The 19,335-nt window shown below is 66.6% G+C and carries 21 protein-coding genes; 11 read left to right on the plus strand and 10 right to left on the minus strand.

The window, feature by feature from the left end; all coding sequences use genetic code 11:
- Nucleotides 1–395 precede the first annotated feature (395 nt).
- Entirely contained in the window at nt 396–893 is a 498-nt protein-coding gene (locus AB0O87_RS14785; protein ID WP_363517679.1) for an AraC family transcriptional regulator, read from the plus strand.
- A 166-nt stretch (nt 894–1,059) separates the two neighbouring features.
- Nucleotides 1,060–1,959 carry a bifunctional DNA primase/polymerase gene (locus AB0O87_RS14790; protein ID WP_234001604.1) on the plus strand — a complete coding sequence of 300 codons (900 nt, stop codon included), beginning with the start codon at nt 1,060–1,062 and terminating at the stop codon, nt 1,957–1,959.
- Between the two features lie 168 nt (nt 1,960–2,127).
- On the opposite strand, the gene AB0O87_RS14795 is transcribed toward AB0O87_RS14790, so the two are convergent.
- From AB0O87_RS14795 to AB0O87_RS14820, 6 genes are read right to left on the minus strand one after another with little or no spacing between them, the layout of a single operon-like run.
- Nucleotides 2,128–2,313 carry a hypothetical protein gene (locus AB0O87_RS14795; protein WP_234001603.1) on the minus strand — a complete coding sequence of 62 codons (186 nt, stop codon included), beginning with the start codon at nt 2,311–2,313 and terminating at the stop codon, nt 2,128–2,130.
- On the minus strand, nt 2,310–2,576 hold the full coding sequence (locus AB0O87_RS14800; RefSeq protein ID WP_234001602.1) for a hypothetical protein: 267 nt from the start codon (nt 2,574–2,576) through the stop codon (nt 2,310–2,312). Before AB0O87_RS14800 ends, AB0O87_RS14795 begins: the two co-directional genes overlap by 4 nt.
- A 30-nt stretch (nt 2,577–2,606) precedes the next feature.
- Entirely contained in the window at nt 2,607–3,899 is a 1,293-nt protein-coding gene (locus AB0O87_RS14805) for a hypothetical protein (RefSeq protein ID WP_234001601.1), read from the minus strand.
- An 11-nt stretch (nt 3,900–3,910) separates the two neighbouring features.
- On the minus strand, nt 3,911–4,372 hold the full coding sequence (locus AB0O87_RS14810; protein WP_234001600.1) for a hypothetical protein: 462 nt from the start codon (nt 4,370–4,372) through the stop codon (nt 3,911–3,913).
- A 52-nt stretch (nt 4,373–4,424) separates the two neighbouring features.
- On the minus strand, nt 4,425–4,628 hold the full coding sequence (locus AB0O87_RS14815; protein ID WP_363517638.1) for a hypothetical protein: 204 nt from the start codon (nt 4,626–4,628) through the stop codon (nt 4,425–4,427).
- A 20-nt stretch (nt 4,629–4,648) separates the two neighbouring features.
- Nucleotides 4,649–5,083: a hypothetical protein gene (locus AB0O87_RS14820; protein ID WP_101305219.1), complete on the minus strand. Its 435-nt coding sequence runs from the start codon at nt 5,081–5,083 to the stop codon at nt 4,649–4,651.
- 232 nt (nt 5,084–5,315) lie between these two features.
- On the opposite strand from AB0O87_RS14820, the gene AB0O87_RS14825 reads away from it, so the two are divergent.
- The 5 genes from AB0O87_RS14825 (at nt 5,316) to AB0O87_RS14845 (ending at nt 10,426) form a co-directional block, all read left to right on the plus strand.
- Nucleotides 5,316–5,495 (plus strand): hypothetical protein, encoded by a 180-nt coding sequence (locus AB0O87_RS14825; RefSeq protein WP_228179555.1) that lies wholly within the window; start codon nt 5,316–5,318, stop codon nt 5,493–5,495.
- 70 nt (nt 5,496–5,565) lie between these two features.
- Nucleotides 5,566–6,477 (plus strand): alpha/beta hydrolase, encoded by a 912-nt coding sequence (locus AB0O87_RS14830; protein WP_005054979.1) that lies wholly within the window; start codon nt 5,566–5,568, stop codon nt 6,475–6,477.
- A 44-nt stretch (nt 6,478–6,521) separates the two neighbouring features.
- Nucleotides 6,522–8,135: an NAD(P)/FAD-dependent oxidoreductase gene (locus AB0O87_RS14835; RefSeq protein WP_234001598.1), complete on the plus strand. Its 1,614-nt coding sequence runs from the start codon at nt 6,522–6,524 to the stop codon at nt 8,133–8,135.
- A 50-nt stretch (nt 8,136–8,185) separates the two neighbouring features.
- The gene (locus tag AB0O87_RS14840; protein WP_308195142.1) at nt 8,186–8,695 is read left to right on the plus strand and encodes a hotdog domain-containing protein; all 510 of its coding nucleotides are present in this window, start codon (nt 8,186–8,188) and stop codon (nt 8,693–8,695) included.
- Nucleotides 8,696–8,710: 15 nt separating this feature from the next.
- The gene (locus AB0O87_RS14845; protein ID WP_234001597.1) at nt 8,711–10,426 is read left to right on the plus strand and encodes a helix-turn-helix domain-containing protein; all 1,716 of its coding nucleotides are present in this window, start codon (nt 8,711–8,713) and stop codon (nt 10,424–10,426) included.
- Nucleotides 10,427–10,508: 82 nt separating this feature from the next.
- On the opposite strand, the gene AB0O87_RS14850 is transcribed toward AB0O87_RS14845, so the two are convergent.
- Complete coding sequence (locus tag AB0O87_RS14850; protein ID WP_234001596.1) at nt 10,509–11,879, minus strand: NAD-dependent succinate-semialdehyde dehydrogenase; 1,371 nt, start codon at nt 11,877–11,879, stop codon at nt 10,509–10,511.
- A gap of 212 nt (nt 11,880–12,091) precedes the next feature.
- Between AB0O87_RS14850 and AB0O87_RS14855 the strand changes: the two genes are divergently transcribed.
- Together AB0O87_RS14855 and AB0O87_RS14860 are read left to right on the plus strand one after the other, a co-directional pair.
- The gene (locus tag AB0O87_RS14855; RefSeq protein ID WP_234001595.1) at nt 12,092–12,844 is read left to right on the plus strand and encodes an enoyl-CoA hydratase/isomerase family protein; all 753 of its coding nucleotides are present in this window, start codon (nt 12,092–12,094) and stop codon (nt 12,842–12,844) included.
- Nucleotides 12,841–13,689, plus strand: a complete 849-nt coding sequence (locus AB0O87_RS14860) for a 3-hydroxyacyl-CoA dehydrogenase family protein (protein ID WP_005054991.1) — start codon at nt 12,841–12,843, stop codon at nt 13,687–13,689. The genes AB0O87_RS14855 and AB0O87_RS14860 overlap by 4 nt, the downstream gene beginning before the upstream one ends.
- 28 nt (nt 13,690–13,717) lie before the next feature.
- Here AB0O87_RS14860 and AB0O87_RS14865 read toward each other — a convergent pair whose 3' ends face one another.
- The 3 genes from AB0O87_RS14865 to AB0O87_RS14875 all read right to left on the minus strand — a co-directional run bounded on the left by AB0O87_RS14865 (nt 13,718) and on the right by AB0O87_RS14875 (nt 16,634).
- Nucleotides 13,718–14,776: an alcohol dehydrogenase gene (locus tag AB0O87_RS14865; RefSeq protein WP_234001594.1), complete on the minus strand. Its 1,059-nt coding sequence runs from the start codon at nt 14,774–14,776 to the stop codon at nt 13,718–13,720.
- Nucleotides 14,777–14,878: 102 nt separating this feature from the next.
- On the minus strand, nt 14,879–15,778 hold the full coding sequence (locus AB0O87_RS14870; protein ID WP_135950159.1) for a LysR substrate-binding domain-containing protein: 900 nt from the start codon (nt 15,776–15,778) through the stop codon (nt 14,879–14,881).
- A 100-nt stretch (nt 15,779–15,878) separates the two neighbouring features.
- Nucleotides 15,879–16,634, minus strand: a complete 756-nt coding sequence (locus AB0O87_RS14875) for a glucose 1-dehydrogenase (protein WP_135950158.1) — start codon at nt 16,632–16,634, stop codon at nt 15,879–15,881.
- Nucleotides 16,635–16,785: 151 nt separating this feature from the next.
- On the opposite strand from AB0O87_RS14875, the gene AB0O87_RS14880 reads away from it, so the two are divergent.
- On the plus strand, nt 16,786–18,108 hold the full coding sequence (locus AB0O87_RS14880; RefSeq protein ID WP_228179441.1) for a CoA transferase: 1,323 nt from the start codon (nt 16,786–16,788) through the stop codon (nt 18,106–18,108).
- Between the two features lie 3 nt (nt 18,109–18,111).
- Nucleotides 18,112–19,314: an acyl-CoA dehydrogenase family protein gene (locus AB0O87_RS14885; RefSeq protein WP_234001593.1), complete on the plus strand. Its 1,203-nt coding sequence runs from the start codon at nt 18,112–18,114 to the stop codon at nt 19,312–19,314.
- The last annotated feature ends 21 nt before the right edge of the window (nt 19,315–19,335 follow it).

Below are 19,335 nucleotides of genomic sequence, written 5' to 3' on the forward strand. Positions count from 1 at the left end.
TGAAATCAGCAACCGAGAGAACCGCATACCGTGAAATCAAGATTGTTGCGGTCCGAAGCGGTAGCTTACGCGTGTTGGTTGACAACTATGAAACCCTTGCGCACACCGGTGACATTACAGTTCTCCCCGCAGAGACGGTATTCCATGTGGTCCCAGTGCCCCAAGCCTCAATTACATGCATCTACTTAGACCCAGAATATGCGCTTGATCTAGTCTATTGGCAGTATCGCGGCCGACTCTCTCACCGCGCAGAGGCGCACGTCTTTGCTGAACGTTTATACGGTGACATGCGAATTATCGTGCGGCTTGGCAAACGCCTTAAGAAACTGGCACCGATTCTCGACGGAATGGTTGCGCTGAGCAGAACGAGTGATTTTGTCATACATTCAAACCAGATGCAGGCACACTGGTTCACCCTTGCAAACGCAATTTCACGCAGTATTGGTGGACCGGAGGCATTTCCGCCCGCCGGGTCCGACCAAAGGCTCCGTGCGACGCGCCCGACGCCGATCAGACCTGAGGTACTAAAGGTCGAAACGCTCCTGCGTGAGAGGCCCGAATTTGAGTGGACACTTAGAGAGCTGGCCAGGCGAGTTAATCTCTCGCCGGGTCATCTCTCTACACTGTGCACTCGAGCCTGGGGCTATCCGCCAAGAACCCGATTGCAATTGATCCGGGTTGAGATGTTGGCAAGGTTGCTGCAGGAGACAGACAGCACAGTCGAGCATTGCATTCATCTTGTCGGATGGAGAAGTAGTTCGCATGCCTCGAAGCTTTTTCGTACAGTTATGCAAGTCTCGCCTCACGAATATCGGATCGCGCGTCGGCGTGATACTTCTGTGACTTTGGGGGCCGAAATCGTTGGTCTTGGGGCCCGTAGCGAGGCAGTTTGAAAGAGGACACTTCCATCTTGGAAGTGATTAGCGGTAAGCCGGATATTCCATAGTGTCGGGGTCACTGCTACGCCTGACGAACGGTACCCTCCGAACGTCACTTGCGTCTTCTGTTCTCCTCGTCGCACCTTATCGCCAGTACCCAAGGTGAGAAGGAGTTAGCAACATGAATGATCTCGATCAACGGCTCATGCTGCTCGGCAGACTGTTGGGCACTGTCCGTGGCCTGCCTACCGCTGCGATGTATCTTGCCAGACATGGAGTGCCCGTCTTTCCATGTGTGTCTGGATTCAAACGCCCAATAGTAAAAGGCGGTTTCACGGCAGCAACCGTCGATGTTCGGCAGGTTGAAACCTGGTGGCGTCGGTGGCCTGACGCAAATCTAGCCGTGCCGACCGGTGCGGCGTCGGGTCTTGATGTCGTGGATGTGGATCGTCACAGCGACAGCGACACCGGGCTCCTGTCGTTCGGTCGCGCTCGTGATGCCGGGCTGCTGAGCGGCTGGTCCTCGTTGGTCGAGACGCCCTCCGGCGGCTTGCACATTTACTTTCCTGCCGATCCGAATCGGCCGCAACGGATCTGGCAGGCGGCGTCTGCGCAGGTCGATTTTCGTGGCGATGGCGGGTATGTGCTCGTGCCACCGTCGAGGGTACGGCAGAAAGATGGGACACTCGGCGCATACGTGCTGCGCTCGACCAGCCCAGCCCCCACCGCTCCGGTGGATGCGCAGCGGTTGCTCGAGTTGCTCGCACCGCCTAAGCCTGCCCGCGCCCGCCCGGTGCCGAGCACGCCTCGTGAAGCGCGAAACAGTGATGCTGGGCGGGCCAGATGGGTGGCGGCGCAGCCCGAGGGGAACCGGAACTGGGCGTTGTACTTCATGTCTTGTAGGATGACCGAGGACGGCATCGCCAAGGCCGACATCGTGAGGGTGTTGCTCCCCGCAGCGGAGCAAGCGGGGCTTGGTGAGCGGGAGATTCTGCGAACGATCGACTCCGCGTGGGAACGAGCACACCCGACCACCGGGCAGCAACAGTCACCGCAGTTGGCGCGGTTTGGCGTCGCTTGAGCTCGGCCGCTGCGCACTGGGTTGCGGTGGCCTCCGTGGTGTGCCGGTGAGCGCAACGCCACACCCGTTCCCCGGAGCGGTGGGTGCCTTTGTCGGCGATGTCGTCGATGACGCCGCGCAACGCTCCGCCCTCGCGTCCAGGGGTCCATGACGACCAGCTGGCGGTCATCATGCGATCGCCGCGGTCAGCTCGGGGGAGAGGACGCCGGCGTGCTGGTCTGCGCGGACGGCTGCGCCGCAGTCCTTGCACGTCATATCCGCGATCGCCGTTGCCGGCGCCGTCGTCTTGCGGCCGCAGTAGCCGCGTCCTGTGGTGCCTGCCAGGCAGGTTCGGGTGGTGCTCTCCTGTGTCATTGGCGGGATCCGTCGTCGGTGCTGCAGCTCGAGCAGAGATCGGGGGCGCCGTCGTCGTTGATCCACCAGCAGCCGCCGAAGCATGCCCGCTCGTCCGTGCACCCGCAGGCGTGGCAGGTTCGCACGATCTCGAGGAGCACTTGGTCGATTGCACGGTGGGTGCCGAGGTCCGCGCCGAGGGCGGTGACTCTCGAGATCAAGTCCTCGGGTGCGGTGCTGGGCACTTGGATCGTGATGGTGACGGAAGCGGCGGTGTCGTTCATGGTGAGCCTTCTTGGCGTCGGTGTCGCGGGTCAGGCGGAGCGTGCGAGCTCGGGTGCTGCGGTGGCCGGCTGCAGGGCGAGGAGACGCTGCGCCTTTTCCGCTTCGATCTCGCGCGGCAGCTCGCCTTTGCGCGCGCCGGAGCGGCCGTAGAGGAGGATCTTCACGCCGCTCTTGGAGGCTTGTGCGCTGTCGGCGATTTCGATGACGGTCATGCCGGAGGCCATGAGCTGGCGGACGTGTTGACGGACGGGCTCGGCGGGTACGCGCGGAGCTTGCGGGGCGATGCCGGCTTCACGCCGGCGGCGCCGCTCTTCGGCCAGCGAGGCATCCGCGCACGAGGTTTCGGCCGGGCAGTGGTCGCGGTCCTTGCAGCCGAGCTGGTAGCCGTAGGCCGTGCCGTGGTGCTCGAGCGGGATGGCCTGCGCCTTCCGGTTCGCCATCCACTGGCGGTGATACTCGCGTCCCGCTTCGATGCACTCGGGCCTGTCGCAGCCGCGCGCCCGGCAGGCATTGGTCCCATGGGGCTGCAGCTGCCTCGGCTGCGGTGTGCGTCGCGGGGTTTCCCCGCGTGGCCTCGGCATGCGCGGCTTGGCCGGCGGTGTGGGGCGGGCGTGAGCGGCAAGAGCGTCGGTCGCGGCCTGGTGTTGAACGGTCGCGTTGTGCAGGGCACGCTCGATCACGCCGCCGACCGAGAGGCCGCTGCCGGCGGCGATGGTGGCCGTCTTGAGGGTCTCGGTCGCAGCGCGCAACCGGTCGCGGAGATCTCGCTGCTCATCGCGCCCCTGTGCGAGCTCGTCGACGTGCCGATCGAGTTCGGCTTCGTAGCGGTCGACTGCCTGGGTGAAGGTGCCGGCGAGATCCACGGGTAGCTGCGCGGCCGCGGCGCGGGCTTTGTCGATCCATTGGTAGCCGGCGTGGGTGCGAGTCCGCGGGGCTGCCGGCGTCGACGGGCGTGGGTGCGAGTCCTGCGCGGGGTGGGGCTGACGTGCGGGCTTGGGCGCCGCCGCACGCTTCGCCCGCGGTGTCGGGGTCGGCTTCGCGCGTCGGGGTCGCGCGGCCATTGCCGCCGCGTCGCGCTCTTTGCGTGCGGCGTTCTTGTCGCTCTGTCGTGCCTCGTCGCGCGCGGCAGCGTCGCGCTCGAGGATCTCGGTGAGCGGGGTGCCAGCGTCGAACAGCCTCGCGAAAGAGAAGTCCCCGACGTAGCGGGTGTGTACGGTGCGGCAGGGGATGAGCGCGGGGCAGGCGGCGGTGCGGCATCCGCGGCGGTATCCGTTCGGGGTGCCGTGCGGGAAGCTGTCGTCGAGCAGGTCGAGGGTAGACATGACGGTCGGCCTCAGTAGCGCAGAAGCTTCGCGGTGACCAGCGTCAACAGCGCCGCCCGCTGGGGCGAGTTGAGGCGTGAGAAGTGGGCACCGAGGGTGTCCAGCGCTGCGGTGAACTCCGCGGGCAGCCCGTCGAGATCCCGCTTGACGCGCCGCTCGTTCGCGTCCCGCTGCGCTTCGGCCTGATCGGTCACCCGCCACTCGTCGGTCGCCGCAGTGTCGGCGTAGGCGCCCGTGATCCGTGGCGCGTACTGGCCGCTCGTGTAGAGCATGGTCGGCTCGTCCGCGGGGCGGTTGATCGTGACGATCGCCCCCACTGGCGCGGCTGTGTACGGCTTGTAGGAGCCGATCTCTTTGTCGGAGAGCTCGCCGTCGACGAGCGCGCGATACCAGTGCGCGAGCTTCCCGTTGCCCGCGGCCTTACGGCCGACGTAGACGACTTCCTCGGTGACGGTCGATGCGGCTTCACCCATGAGTGGACTCCCTCAGGTCAATCGTTAGTAGTGAATGTGACATTCACTGATACTAGAGAGGTTGCAGGGCGACCGCAACCGTCGTCGTCGAGGTCGTCGTTGCAGTGAGCTTCCGATGGTCGGCGACATGCGCGGGTTCGTCGCGGGGGCCTTCGATCTCGAACCCGCAGACACCGCAGCTATGCAGCCCGATGCCGTCGACGTCGTCCGAGGGGATGTACATCGTGGTGGGCTCTTCGCACATCAAGCAGCGCATGGTGTCTCCGTTCGTGATTGTCAGGTGATCGGTTGGACGGTGGCGGAGTATCCGCGGTGGGAGCCCCAGGCCGCGGCGATGCGGTCGGCAATGTCGCGGTCCTCGCCGAGGTATGGCCGGTATCTCTTGCCGCGAGGGTCGGTGATCACGACCTGGACGACGCCGGCGGGCTCGCGCACGGTGACCCTGGCGGCGGGGATCGGATATGCCTGGACGCGACCGGCGATGATGAAAGTCGGGTACAGGTCGCGTGCGAGCTCCGGGGCACGGAACACGTCGTGAACCCACGCCGTGATGGCGAGCGCGCCGGCGGGGCTGAACCCGATGAGGCGGGCGGGGAGTTGCTCGAGCCCGGCGCGGACGAAGTAGTGCTCGTCGACGAGGATCGGCGTCGGCGGGAGCAGGGTTTGCTCGTCGTGGGCGGGGTAGATGGTGAGGCTGGTGCGGCTGTTCATGAGGCGCTCGTTCATGCGGTGCGGCGGATGCCGGCGGCGATGATGTGGGCCTTGGTGGGCCGGGAGTAGAAGCCGAAGCTGTCGTCGTCGTCGGAAGCGGAGACGGTGGCGGTGAGTAGATCTTCGCCGTCCGGCGTGTGCTGCCGTCGCTCTCCGTGGAGATGGAATCCCGGCTGTCGGTCTCGTCCTGGCGACGGTCTTCACGCAGAGCGGCTGGGTCGGAGCAATGGCGGTGACCGCCGCGACTCTCGTCGTGGCGGCGCTGATCGTCTGGCACCGTGCCCGATCCGGTCTCGTTCGTGCGCTGGATCCTGATCATGCCGTGCGCCGGAGCCGATCTCTGTCGTGGTCACCGGGCAACCCGGGTGAGCTGTTCCAAATCGGCACAGCGCTGTGGCGGAATCCTCCCTGAGAGTAGAGCTCATCCACCGAGTGGTCGCCTAGTTCCTGCAGGCGCCGAGCATCAACGAAGGAGTTATGCGATGTCCTCGTCATCCACCGCGACCGCAGTCGTCCCGAGCGCCCTGCGTGATCTGTATCTGGGCTGGTCCGAGCTCATGGCCACCCACGAGCTGGACATGCGGCTGTTCCGCAGCATCTTCGATGAATGGCACCAGCCGACCATCGAACCGGAAAATGTCACCTACAAGGAGGAGACGGTCGGCGGCGTGCCCGGCATCTGGGCGTTCCCGGCCGGAGCCGATCGCTCCAAGGTCCTCCTCTACACGCACGGCGGCGGGTTCGCCGTCGGCTCTGCGGCCAGCCACCGGAAGCTCGCCGCGCACGTCGCGAAGGCGGCCGGGGTAACAGCGTTCGTGCTGGACTACCGTCGCGCGCCCGAGCACCCGCACCCCGCCCAGGTAGACGACGGGGTCGCGGCGTTCGAGGCCCTGCTGGAGCGGGGGGTCCACCCCGAGGACGTCACCACCATCGGCGACTCGGCGGGAGGCAATCTCGCCATCGCCATCCCGTTGGCGTTGAAGGCGAAGGGACGGCCGCTGCCCGGGCACGTCATCGCGTTCTCCCCGTGGCTGGACATGGAGAACCGCGGCGCGACGCTGGTCACCAACGATGCGACCGACGCGCTGATCTCCGTGCCGCTCCTGGAGGGCATGATCGCCGGCGTGCTGGGGGAGACCACCAGCCCGTCGGCGCCGCTCGCGAACCCGCTCTACGCGGATTTCACCGGGTTCCCCCCGCTGTACGTCAACGCCGGTTCGGTCGAGTCGTTGGTCGACAATGCCATCCGCGTGGCAGAGCGCGCCAAGGGCGCCGGCGTTGACGTCACCCTGCATGTCGCCGAAGGACAGCAGCACGTCTACCCGTTCCTGGCTGGCCGCGACGCGGACGTCGACGCGGAGCTTGCGGCGATCGGCCAGTGGCTTCGCCACTGACCTGCAGCACCCCCACCCACCTCATTCAACGAAGGAGTTGCACCATGACATCCACACAGACCACGGACCTCGACGCGATCGTCGTCGGCGCCGGATTCGGCGGCATCTACCAGCTGCACACACTGCGCGACAAGCTCGGCCTGCGCGTCCGCGGGTTCGAGAAGGGCGCCGGCATCGGAGGCACCTGGTACTGGAACCGGTACCCCGGCGCCATGTCCGACACGGAGAGCCCCTTCTACCGATACTCGTTCGATGACGAACTGCTGCAGGAGTGGGACTGGGCCCGAAAGTACATCGACCAGCCCGACATCCTCAGCTATCTCGAGACCGTCGTCGACCGGTACGACCTCCGCAAGGACTTCCAGTTGAACACCGAAGTCACGTCGATCGTCTTCGACGAAGCCACCAACACCTGGACGGTCGGCACCTCCGCCGGAGAATCCTTCACGGCCCGATACGTGGTGACGGCGCTGGGGCTGCTCGCAGCAACCAACATCCCCGACATCCCCGGGATCGACTCGTTTGAAGGCCGCCTCGTGCACACCGCGGAGTGGCCGGAGGACCTGTCGATCGAGGGCAAGCGGGTGGGGGTCATCGGCACTGGCTCGACCGGAACACAGTTCATCGTCGCCGCGGCCAAGCAGGTGTCGCACCTGACCGTGTTCCAGCGCTCGGCGCAGTACAGCGTCCCCTCCGGCAACGGACCGGTCGGCCCGGGGGAGGTGGACGGATACAAGTCCCGGTTCCCGGAGATCTGGGAGCAGGTCCGAAACTCCGGCGTCGCCTTCGGGTTCGAGGAGTCCACCGTCGCGGCCACCGATGTCGACGAGGCCGAGCGGGAGCGCGTGTTCCAGGCGGCATGGGACCGAGGCAACGGATTCTATTTCATGTTCGGCACGTTCAACGACATCGCCATCAGCCCGGAGTCGAACGAGGCAGCCGCTGCGTTCATCCGCCGCAAGATCGCCGAGACGGTCAAGGACCCGGAGACGGCGCGACTGCTCACCCCGACCCAGCCGTATGCGAAGCGGCCGCTGTGCAACCAGGGCTACTACGACGTGTACAACCAGGACAACGTGAAGCTGGTGTCGATCAAGGAGAACCCGATCGTCGAGATCACCCCGCGAGGCGTGAAGACCGCGGACGGCGTGGAGCACGAGCTGGATGTGCTCGTGCTGGCTACCGGGTTCGACGCGGTCGACGGCAACTACCGCCGCATCGACATCCGCGGGCGCGGAGGGGTGAGCGTCGACGAGCACTGGGCCGACGCTCCGACCAGCTTCCTCGGCATCATGACGGCCGGATTCCCGAACATGTTCATGATCCTCGGCCCCAACGGGCCGTTCACCAACCTGGTGCCCAGCATCGAGGCGCAGGTCGAGTTCATCACGACCCTGGTGACCGAGGCGGAGCGGAGAGGCGGGCTCATCGAGGTGTCGCAGCAGGTCGAGGACGAATGGACCGAGACCTGCACGACGATCGCGAACTACACGCTGTTCCCCAAGACCGACTCGTGGATCTTCGGGGCGAACATCCCCGGCAAGAAGCACGCCGTGATGTTCTACCTCGGCGGCCTAGGCGCCTACCGCGGCCTCCTCTCGGATATCCAGGCGAAGGACTTCGAAGGATTCAGCATCGGACAGCCCGTCCCGGCCTGATCGACGGTAACCGTAGGCCGGGAGTGTGCTTCCCGGCCTACGGTCGTCCTATGAGCGACTCCATGTCAGCAGACGTCACATTCCGGTCACGCCGCTGGGTCCGTCCCGAGGACCTGAACGCGCACGGCACCCTGTTCGGCGGCAGCCTGCTGCGCTGGATCGATGAAGAGGCCGCGATCTACGCCATCATCCAGCTCGGAAACTCCCGGGCGGTCACCAAGTACATCTCCGAGATCGACTTCGTCAGTTCCGCGCGACAAGGCGATCTGATCGAGATGGGACTGCGCGCCACCGCGTTCGGGCGCACCTCCCTCACGATGCGCGCCGAGGTGCGCAACATGATCACTCGTGAACGCATTCTCACGATCGAGAAGATCGTCTTCGTCGGCCTCGATGACCACGGCCAGCCCATTCCTCACGGCTACACCGACATCACCTACGAACGCGACCGGCTTCCCCACCACCATGGACTCATGCGCACAGAGGATGGATCCACAGCGGACCAGGTATTGGCGGGTTCCAATAGGGAGGCGGATACTGGGTGTGACCACTTGCAATGACGCGAGGTCCCAGCTATGTCCATCGACACCTACTCCGCCGCGAGCGTGCGGCAGGCTCGTGAACGCCTTCTCGAAGCTGGCGTCGGCGCGCACGGTCTCACTCCCCGCACGCTGAACGTCCCTCCGTGGATCGAGCGCAGTTGGCGTCGCTCGTTCACCACCGGTGGCGGCTACGATCCGACTGCGACTCCTGCTTACCACCCGTTCTCCGAACCGGCGGGACGCTTCCAGGACACCGCTGAGACCGTCCTGGCGCGATGGGCGGAATCACTCGCTGACATGCGTGTCGCGCTGCTGGTCAGCGACCGATCCGGACGGATCCTCGCCCGAAAGGTAGGCGACCCGAGCCACGCGAGACGGCTCGACAAGGTGTCCGCCGCCGAAGGATTCGAATTCTCGGAGTCCGCGCTGGGCACGAACGGACTCGGAACGGCGATGGAGGAAAGATCCGCAGTGTTCGTGCGCGGCGCCGAGCACGTCAACGACCGGCTGCAGACCCTCGCCTGCGCCGGCGCCCCCATCCACGACCCCCTCTCGCAGCGGGTCATCGGCTCGCTCGCCCTCGCCTCTCCAGTCGGGGCATCCCATCCCGCGATGCTCGCGATCGCGAAGCAGGCCGCTCGCGACCTCCAGGACGCGCTCCTGAACACCGCACCGCCGGAGTTGCAGGCGCTGCTGGCCCGGTTCGCGGACGGCACCGCCCGCCACCGCGTGCTTGCCATCAGTCGAGGAGGCGTGCTCGCCTCGACGGGCGCGTTGCCGATGCTCTCGGCCGAGCGGCACGTGACGCTGTGGGACGAGTTGCAGGCTCACCAGTGGCAGGGGGGTGTCGCGTCCGTCCTGCTCGCGGGTCGGCCGAGCACTGCCCGCCGCATCGTGAATCGGGCAGGCGAGAGCATCTACCTCGTTGAACTGCCCGAGGACGAGCCGACCGCAGCGCCGGAACCCACCCGGCTCTCCCGCCTTGCCGCGCACCTCGACGTGCTCGGTCGCACCAGCGGGTGCATCGCGATCCACGGTCCCCGCGACAGCGGGAAGACGCTTCTCGCCCAGCTCTGGCTGCGCGAACGCGACCGCCACGACCCGGTCGTCATCGACGCCCCGGCATTTCGGGAACCGGGGGCCGTGGCCACGGCGGCGCACGCGCTGAGCACAGGCACGTCGGTGGTCGTCCGCAGCGTCGAGTCTTTGACCGACGCAGACTTCCCGGTCCTGCAGCAATTGGCTGGCGCGGCAGATCCCATCCGGTCCGCCCGGGTCGTGTTCTGTGTCGCAGACGACCCGACTGGCGTCGTCTTCAGTTACCTGGGCCGCCGGGGGCCGCGACTCGACCTCCCAGCGCTGCGCGATGACCCAGACCGTGTCATCGGCCTGGCCGTGAGACTCGCTCAGGAGCACTCGGTGACACTGAGCCCTGCTCTGCTGCAGGCGCTTTCCCGGTGGGACTGGCCTGGTGGCGCCTCGGAGCTGCGGGTTCTGATTGCCGCGATGGTGGCGTACCGCCCCGTCGGCACCATCCTGGACGTCGACCTTCTGTCCGCCGAGATGCGCACACGTGCCCGCCAGCTGCGCGGCATCGCCGCATCCGAGTACCGGGCGATCGATGCGGCGCTGCGGGAAGCGGACGGAAACCGTTCGCGCGCAGCGGAGATCCTCGGTATCGGGCGCACAACGCTGTACCGGAAACTGCGCGCGTACGGTTTCGACGGGCAGAACACCCTGATCTCCTGAAAACAGCGCCCCCGCCTGCCGACCAGGGAGGCCTGGATTCGCAGTTGCGTACTCGGCGCGGCGGAGGCGTTACACGGGGATATCAGGCGGGGGTTCGGATGAGCTTCTTGTTCGCGAACTCGTCCATGCCGTACCGGGCGAGCTCGCGTCCGACGCCGGAGCGCTTCACGCCGCCGAAGGGGAGGTCCGGTGCGCTGCGGCTGGTGCTGTTGATCCACACCATCCCGACCTCCAGTTCGCGGGCGATCTGCGCGGCTGCCAGAGGATCCTGCGTGAAGACGCTGCTGGACAGCCCGAAGGGCGACTCGTTGGCCAGGGCGACCGCGGCCTGCGGGGAGGGCACCCGGTACACGACCGCGGTCGGTCCGAACAGCTCCTCCTCGTAGGCTCGCATCAGCGGGGTGACCCCGGTGAGCACGCTGGGCGGGTAGAAGGCGCCCTCTCGGCGTGCACCGGGGGCGATGTGCAGGGTGGCGCCCTTGGCGACCGCGTCCTCGACGAGCTCCTCGAGCTCATCTCCGGCATCCGCGGACGCCAACGGGCCGAGGAACGTGTCGGGGTCCGTGGGGTCGTCGGGGATGATCTTCGTGATCGCGTCGATGAACTTCCGAGAGAACTCGTCGTAGACGGCATCCACGACAATGAACCGCTTGGATGCCGTGCACGCCTGGCCGCCGTTGGCGATGCGGCCGCGTACGCCGGCTGCCACGGCCGCGTCGACGTCAGCATCCTCCAGGACGATGAACGGGTCCGAGCCGCCCAGCTCGAGGACGACCTTCTTCATATGCCTGCCGGCCACCTCGCCGACAGCCGAGCCCGCCTTCTCGGAGCCGGTCAGCGACACCCCTTGCACGCGCGGGTCGGCGATGATGCCGGCAATCTGGCGGCTGTCTACGAACGCGTTGATGTACGCGTCGGCCGGAAGCCCGGCATCGTGGAGCACGCGTTCGATGGCGAGGGCGGACTGCGGGCAGTTGCGGGCGTGTTTGAGGATGATCGTGTTGCCCAGTGCGAGGTTGGGGGCGACAAACCGGGCCACCTGGTAGTAGGGGAAGTTCCACGGCATGATCCCCAACAGCGGCCCGATCGGCTCGGTGCGGACGAGCGCTTCCCCTCCGCCGACGATGTCGAGGGTCTCGTCGGCGAGGAACGCTTCGGCGTGGTCGGCGTAGTACTGGTAGATCGAGGCGACCAGCTCGACTTCCCCGCGGGCCTGCGTGACGGGTTTGCCGACCTCGAGTGTCAGCAGCGCGCTCAGTTCATCAATGCGGTCCCGGTGCAGCTGCGCCGCGCGTGCCAGGATCCCCGTCCGTTCGGCGAGCGGCAGCTCCCGGTACTTGCGGTAGGCCGTGTGCGAGCGGGCGACGATGTCGGCCACGTCCGCATCGCCGATCACGGCGTACTCGGCGACCGTCTGACCGGTGGCTGGGTTGATGGTCCGGTATGCACCCATCGTGGTCTCCTCGCTTCATTGCTGTCGTGCGTCTCACGGGCCACGCCCGCCCAGATCGGCGGTCGTCTGGCGCGGTACTGCCCTCTCAGCCTGTCGCGCCGTGGCCGAGTTCGTCCAATACTGATCCCGGTCCAGATTGATGACGATGGCGCATCAGATGTACGTGGATCGGGTATTGGACGCGCATTGATCGGTGATGGGAGGCTGGGACGGTGACCACTCTGATACTCCGCGAGGGCGCGGACCGGCTTCACGTCGAACTGAACCGTCCTGACGTGCGAAACGCGATCAACGACGACATGGTCGACGAACTTCACGCGGTATGCACGAGCCTGGAGCGAGAGCCCCGCATCCTGATTCTCACCGGAACCTCCACGCCCGAACGGGGTGTGTTCGCGGCTGGCGCAGACATCCGGCAGCTGCTCGAGCGCGGCCGCGACGAAGCGCTGGCCGGCATCAACTCCGGGCTGTTCACCCGTATCGCGCGGCTGCCTATGCCGGTGATCGCCGCGGTCGACGGGTTCGCGATCGGGGGCGGTGCGGAACTCGCGTACGCGGCCGACATCCGGATCGCGTCCACCCGCGCCGTGTTCGGCAACCCCGAGACGGCGATCGGAATCCTGGCCGCGGCCGGGGCGACCTGGCGGCTCGCCGAGCTGGTGGGGGAGCCGCTGGCCAAGGAGATCCTGTTCACGGGGCGCCGGCTGGACGCCGAGGAGGCGCTGCGGTGTGGGTTGGTGGCCTCGGTGCATGCACCCGACCAGTTAGCGGCTGCGGCGGACACAGTCGCCGATCGGATCGCGGGCCAGGATCCGCTCGCCCTCCGCGTCTCGAAGCGCGTGCTCGCTGCGCCGCGGGACGCCCACCCCCTTGTCGACGAACTCGCGCAGGCGATCCTGTTCGAGTCGGACGCCAAGACGCAGCTGATGACCCGATTCCTCAACCGTTCTCAGGAGACCCGATGATCACTGTTCCCTCCACCGTCGGCGTGATCGGGGGCGGCCGCATGGGCGCCGGTATCGCGCAGGTATTCGCTCAGGCGGGCGCCCAGGTCACCGTGATCGAACGCGACCCGGCAGCGGCGGGCGCGGCCGCCGCGCGGTTGGCCGATGGGATCCGCAAGGCCGCGGAGCGGGATGCCTCGGTCGACGTCGACGCAATCGCCGGCCGCGTCGCGGCCAGCGCCGACTACGAGGCGCTGCGGAATGCCGAGCTCGTGATCGAAGCTGTCCCAGAGACATTCGCACTCAAGGTCGAGGCGATGCAGAGAGCAGAGGGGATCGTGGAGGAGTCGGCGTGGCTGGCCACGAATACCTCATCGTTGTCGGTGACAAGGCTCGCGGCGCAGCTCGCAAGGCCGGAGCGCGTGTGCGGACTGCACTTCTTCAACCCGGTGCCGCCCTCGTCACTCGTCGAGATCGTGCTGACGCCGTCGACCGACCCGGACCTGCGGCAACGGGCGGAGCAATGGGTGACATCGCTGGGGAAGACCCCGATCGTCGTCAACGACGCGCCCGGCTTCGCGAGCTCCCGCCTGGGCGCGGCAATCGCGCTGGAAGCGATGCGGATGCTCGAAGAGGGGGTGGCCAGCGCCGAGGACATCGACACGGCGATGGTGCTGGGATACCGTCACGCGACAGGTCCGTTGCGCACCTCCGATCTTGTCGGGCTGGACGTGCGTCTCGGGATCGCCGAATACCTCTATGAGACGCTCGGCGAGCGGTTCGCCCCGCCGCAGATCCTCCGCGACAAGGTCGCGGCCGGGGAGCTGGGACGCAAGACGGGACGCGGCTTCTTCGACTACGCGTGAGTCGTGGCCGGCTGGACGCCCGGCGCGGTCACGCGCTGAGCACGATCCGGCCGGGCACGCCGCCCGCGGCGAGCCGGTCCAGCGCATCCTGCACCGCCGTCGCAGACAACTCCCCGTCGATGATCGGGAGATGCGGGAGCGCGCCGCGCCGCGCGAGCCCGACGAGCTCCTCGAGCTCGCCGAGGGACCCGACGAAGCTTCCGCGGATGGTGATGATCTTCAGAGTGAGCAACGCGGTGGGGATGACCAGCTCTCCGCCGAACAGCCCGACCTGAACCATCGTTCCGCCCTTGCGGAGCGCGGCGAACGCAGCGGGAGCTGTTGTGGAGTTGTTGACGAAGTCCACGATCGCCGCGACCGGCCCACCGGCGCCGGCGACGATGGCGGCGGCAAGGTCTTCCTGGCGGGCGGAGATCGTCGTGGTCGCTCCGAGCTGCCGCGCCAGTTCCAGATTGCGCTCCTGCAGGTCCACCGCGAGGACTGCTTCGTGGCCGAGCGCGCGCAGCGTGGCGATCGCCATCAACCCGACACCGCCGGCGCCTATCACCACGACCGGATCGGACGCGGTGGCCGGAAGGGCCTTGCGCGCGGCACTGTAGGCGGTCAGGCCGGAGCAGGCGAGAGTTGCGGCCCACCGCTCTTCGATCCCGGTGACGTCAAGGAGGTAACGGGGATGCGGGACGAGGATGAACTCGGCATACCCGCCGTGGCGGGCGACGCCGAGGTTGCGGGGCGAGGGGCACAGGTTCTCGTGACCTGCCTGGCATGCGTCGCAGGATCCGTCGCCGATCCATGGGTAGACAAGGCGATGCTCACCCGGCGAGACCCCGTCGGCGTCGGGGCCGGTCGCTTCGACGACGCCCACGACCTCATGGCCGAGGACAAGCGGGTAGGTGACGCCCCGGTCGATCAGATTCAGACGTCCCCGGCTGCCGAGGTCGTAGTACCCCTCACGCAGGTGCATGTCGGTGTGGCACACCCCGGAGCGAACCACGCGGAGGAGCACTTCGGTGCCCTCGGGCGTTGGTGTCGGCAGTTCCACATCGGTCACGGTGTGGTCGTCTTGGAAGATCGCGAACGCGTGCATGGTTGTCCTCGCCGTTGATATACGCACAGTGGACTCCACGCTTCCACTTCGTTCTGATTCTCTCCAATACCAAATGGCAGGCGGATTGATACCTGGCGACCCTTAGTCCTGCGGCGTCGGGAGGACGGATTCGGACAACCGGAGCACGGCGTGCAAGGCACGGTCGTCGCTGTCGCGCAGCCACGCCATCCGCAGCTCGACAGGTGCGACGTCGTCGGTCAGGCGCAGGAAGCGCAAGTGCGGGTCGGCGATGCTGTCGATCACCGAGGACAGGGTCAATGAGCAGCCGATCTCGGCGGAGACGAGGGACATCAGCGTCCACGAGTCCGGTGCGTGCTGGACGACATCGGCGTTGAACCCGGCGGCTCTACTCATCTGTCGCAGCCGCTCCAGCAGCAACGTGCCGGTCTGCGGTTGGAGCGACACGAACGGCTCACCCTCGAACTGCGCGATCGACACGGCACCGGCGTCGGCTAGACGGTGGGTCTCCGGGACGGCGATGACGAGTTCCTCGACAGCGATCACGCGGGTGCGCACGGCGGCGGGAATGTGGTCCCACCTGCCGAGGGCGATGTCGATGTCGCCGCGGGTGAGCAGCTGCATCGCCGGTTGGGCGAAGTGCTGACTGAGCAGCTCGAGGTGGATGCCTGGGTGGTTCTGGTTGACCGCTCGGGCGAGCAATCCGACCATCACGTTGGAGGACGCACCCGCGTACGCCAGACGGACGTGACCGATCTCGCCCGTCCCGGCTGCGCGGGCGACCCTGCTCACCCGGTCCAGCGCGTCCAGGACCTCCTGGGCGGGGGCGACGAGGGCCTCGCCCACCGAGGTCAGCGTTACCTTGCGGGTGCTCCGCTCGAACAGCCGCGCACCCAACTCCCGCTCCAGCTGCTGGATGCCGCGGCTGATCGGCGGCTGCGCCATATGCAGGCGCTCGGCTGCCCGTCCGAAGTGCAGTTCCTCGGCGACGGCGAGGAAGGTGCGCAGCTGCTGCAGATCCATCCAGGGATTATTGCATATTCCGTACCGATCGAAGGTGGATTGGCGCGCATGACTGGATGAATCGGCCGGGGTCGACACAACAGACCCCGGCCGACCGGGATCACTGCGCGGTGTAGCCTCCGTCCACGACATACTCGGCGCCGGTGACGAAGGAAGCCTCGTCCGAGGCGAGGAAGAGTACGACGTTCGAGACTTCCTCGGGCTGGCCGGGCCGGTCGAGGATCGTCGTGGACAGCACGGCTTTCGTCGACTCCGGCGTCGCCAGCAGCCCCGTGGTCATGGGGGTGGCGATGACACCGGGATGCACAGAGTTCACCCGGATGCCGTACTTGGCCAGGTCCACCGCGCTGGCCTTGGTCAGCAGCCGGACGGCGCCCTTTGACGCCTCGTACGCGGCGGCGCTCGGTGCGCCGATGATGCCGTAGATCGACGAGATGTTCACGATCGATCCCCCGCCTGCGCGGACCAGAGCAGGCACCGCGGCCTTGGTGCCGAGGAAGACACCCTTGGCGTTGATGCGGAAGATGAGGTCCCACTCCTCCTCTGTGGTCTCCTCGACGGGCTTGAGGATGAGCACCCCCGCGTTGTTGACCAGAATGTCGAGCCGGCCGAAACGCTGCTCGGCTTCTGCCACGATCTCGTCCCACCTCGCCGCGATCGCGACATCCTGCTCCAGCCCCACGACCGTCCCGCCGTCACGGTTCGCTTCGGCGACGGTGTGCTCGAGCCCGGCCGAGTCGACGTCGGTGGCGAGGACGCTCGCCCCTTCCTGGGCGAGGCGGCGCACATGTGCGCGCCCCATCCCGTTCGCCGCGCCGGTGACGATCGCGACCTTGCCTGCAAGCCTGCTACCCATGGGTTCTCCTTAGCCTCATTGCTGATCACGCCCAGGCGCGGGCCGCTCCCGGCCCCATCGCCTCGACACCACCAGGGTGGCGTCGAAATGGGGAGCCTCGAGTGTGCCGTTCTGGAACAGCCCTCGTTTCATGAGATTAGAGCATCAATACGTGCCTGATCAGGTATTGGACGGACATAAACGGCTGCTGGGAGTCTGGACGAACACGACGACTGAGGTGTTCCCGATGATGAAGAGCTCGCTCCCGGATGGCCGGACGGTGCAGGACGTGGCCGGTGGTCCTTTCGAGGGTCTCCTGGTCGCGGATTTCGGCCGGGTACTCGCTGGCCCCTACTGCACGATGCTGCTCGCGGACCTCGGGGCGACGGTCATCAAGGTGGAGAGTCCGCTAGGGGACGAGACACGCAGCTACCGGCCACCGGAGTACCGAGGCGAGTCGACCTACTTCCTCTCCATTAACAGGAACAAGCAGTCTGTGGTGCTGGACTTCCGCAACCCCGATGACCTTGTCCTCGCACAGCGTCTCGCGGCCCGAGCCGATGTGGTCACAGAGAACTTCAAACCCGGCGGGCTCCGGCGATTCGGCTTGGACTACGAGTCCGTCAAGCGGGAGAACCCCAGTGTGATCTATGCGTCGATCACCGGCTTCGGTACCGCGGGAGGCGCGGGGCTCGCCGGTTACGACCTGCTCGCACAGGCGCTGTCTGGACTGATGAGCGTGACCGGCGCGCCGAACACGGAAGGGTTCCGCGCGGGCGTCGCGGTGTTCGATGTGATCACCGGGTTGCACACGTGCATCGCGATCACCTCCGCCCTTTACCACCGACAGCGCTCGGGAGAGGGACAGCACGTCGAACTGAACCTGCTGTCCTCCGCATTGTCGGGCATGGTCAACCAGACCGGCGGGTTTCTGCTGAGCGGGCAGTCTCCGACCCGGATGGGCAATGACCACCCCAGTATCTACCCCTACGCACCGTTTCGCACCCATGACGGGGAACTGGTGCTCGCGATCGGCAACGACGCGCAGTTCGCTACGTTCTGCGACGCCATCGGGCTGCCGCAGCTGGCCGCAGACACTCGCTTCGCGTCCAACGCAGACCGCAGCGCGCACCGAGACGCCCTGCGCCCGCTGCTGACAGCGCGGCTGGTCACCAAGACCGCATGGGAGTGGTTCGACATCTTCAGCCCGTTGCAGGTCCCGTGTGCGCCGGTCCTGGATGTCCGTGGAGGCGTCGAGTTCGCTGCGAAGATCGGCCTGGAGCCCAGCGTCGCGGCCGGCACCGGCGACCACGCGGTGCCCACCATTCGCAACCCCATAACGTTCTCCCGCACCCCCGCGAGTTACCGCGCCGCGCCTCCTGCACTCGACCAGGATGGCGAGGCGGTCCGACGGTGGCTGCAAGTCGCGGAAGACGATGAAGACCACGTCGGCGATCGGGTTACCGTCCCGGCGATTCGGAAAGAGGGACGCTGAGAGATGACGATCACGAAGGCGGCACATCCGGTGGATACGGACTTTTATCAGATCGGTGATCTTCTCGGCGACGACGACCGCAATCTCATCACACGTGTGCGCGGATTCGTGGATTCCGAGGTCCTGCCAGTTATCAACGAGTACTGGGAGTTAGCGGACTTCCCTTACCAGATCCTCCCCGCACTGGGCGAGCTGGGAATCGTGGGCACCGCGATCCAGGGCTACGGCTGCCCGGGACTGACCCGACTGCAGACCGGCCTCGTCGCGATGGAACTGTCACGCGGCGACGGCAGTGTGAACACGCTCAATGCCGTGCACTCGGGACTCGCGATGGGCAGCATCGCACTGCTCGGCGACGACGAGCAGAAGCAGCGCTGGCTGCCCGAAATGGCAGCCCTCCGCAAGCTCGGCGCGTTCGCGCTGACCGAGCCCGAGCACGGATCAGACTCCGTTGCGCTGGAAACCACAGCCCGCCGCGAAGGAGACGTCTATGTGATCGACGGTGCCAAGCGGTGGATCGGCCTCGGCCATGTCGCCGACATCGTCATCATCTGGGCACGCGACACCGCAGACTCGAAGGTGAAGGCATTCGTCCTTGAGAAGAATGCCGATGGAGGATACCCCGACGGATATGAGGCCGAGGCGATCACCGGGAAGATCGCCAAACGCGCGATCCAGCAGGCGCACATCGAGATCTCCGGACTGCGGATCCCTGCCGGGAACAAGCTCGCGAAGTCGAGCTCCTTTCGGGACGTCTCCGCGATCCTCAATCGCACCCGCAGCACCGTCGCGTGGGAGGCGCTCGGGCACGCACTCGCCGCGTACGAGGCGGCAGCGGCCTACGTCCAGGAGCGCGTCCAGTTCGGCAAGCCCATCGCGAGCTACCAGCTGGTGCAGAACAAGCTGGCCAACATGCTCGCCGATCTCACCGCGATGCAGCTGCTCTGCTTCCGCACAGCCACCCTGCAGGATGAAGGCCGACTGACGAACGAACAGGCCTCGCTCGCGAAGATGTTCACCGGCGAGCACGCGCGTGCACTCTGCCGGGATGCCCGTGACCTCCTCGGCGGCAACGGACTCCTTCTGGAGAACCACGTCGCCCGCCACCTCACCGACATGGAAGTCGTCCACACGTATGAGGGAACCGACTTCATCCAGTCGCTCATCATCGGGCGCCAGATCACCGGAATATCGGCGTTCGCCTGACCCTCGGCCGACCACGGAAGG

Origin of the sequence: Microbacterium sp. NPDC076768 (genome assembly GCF_040687205.1) — a bacterium.
Taxonomy (GTDB): Bacteria; Actinomycetota; Actinomycetes; order Actinomycetales; family Microbacteriaceae; genus Microbacterium.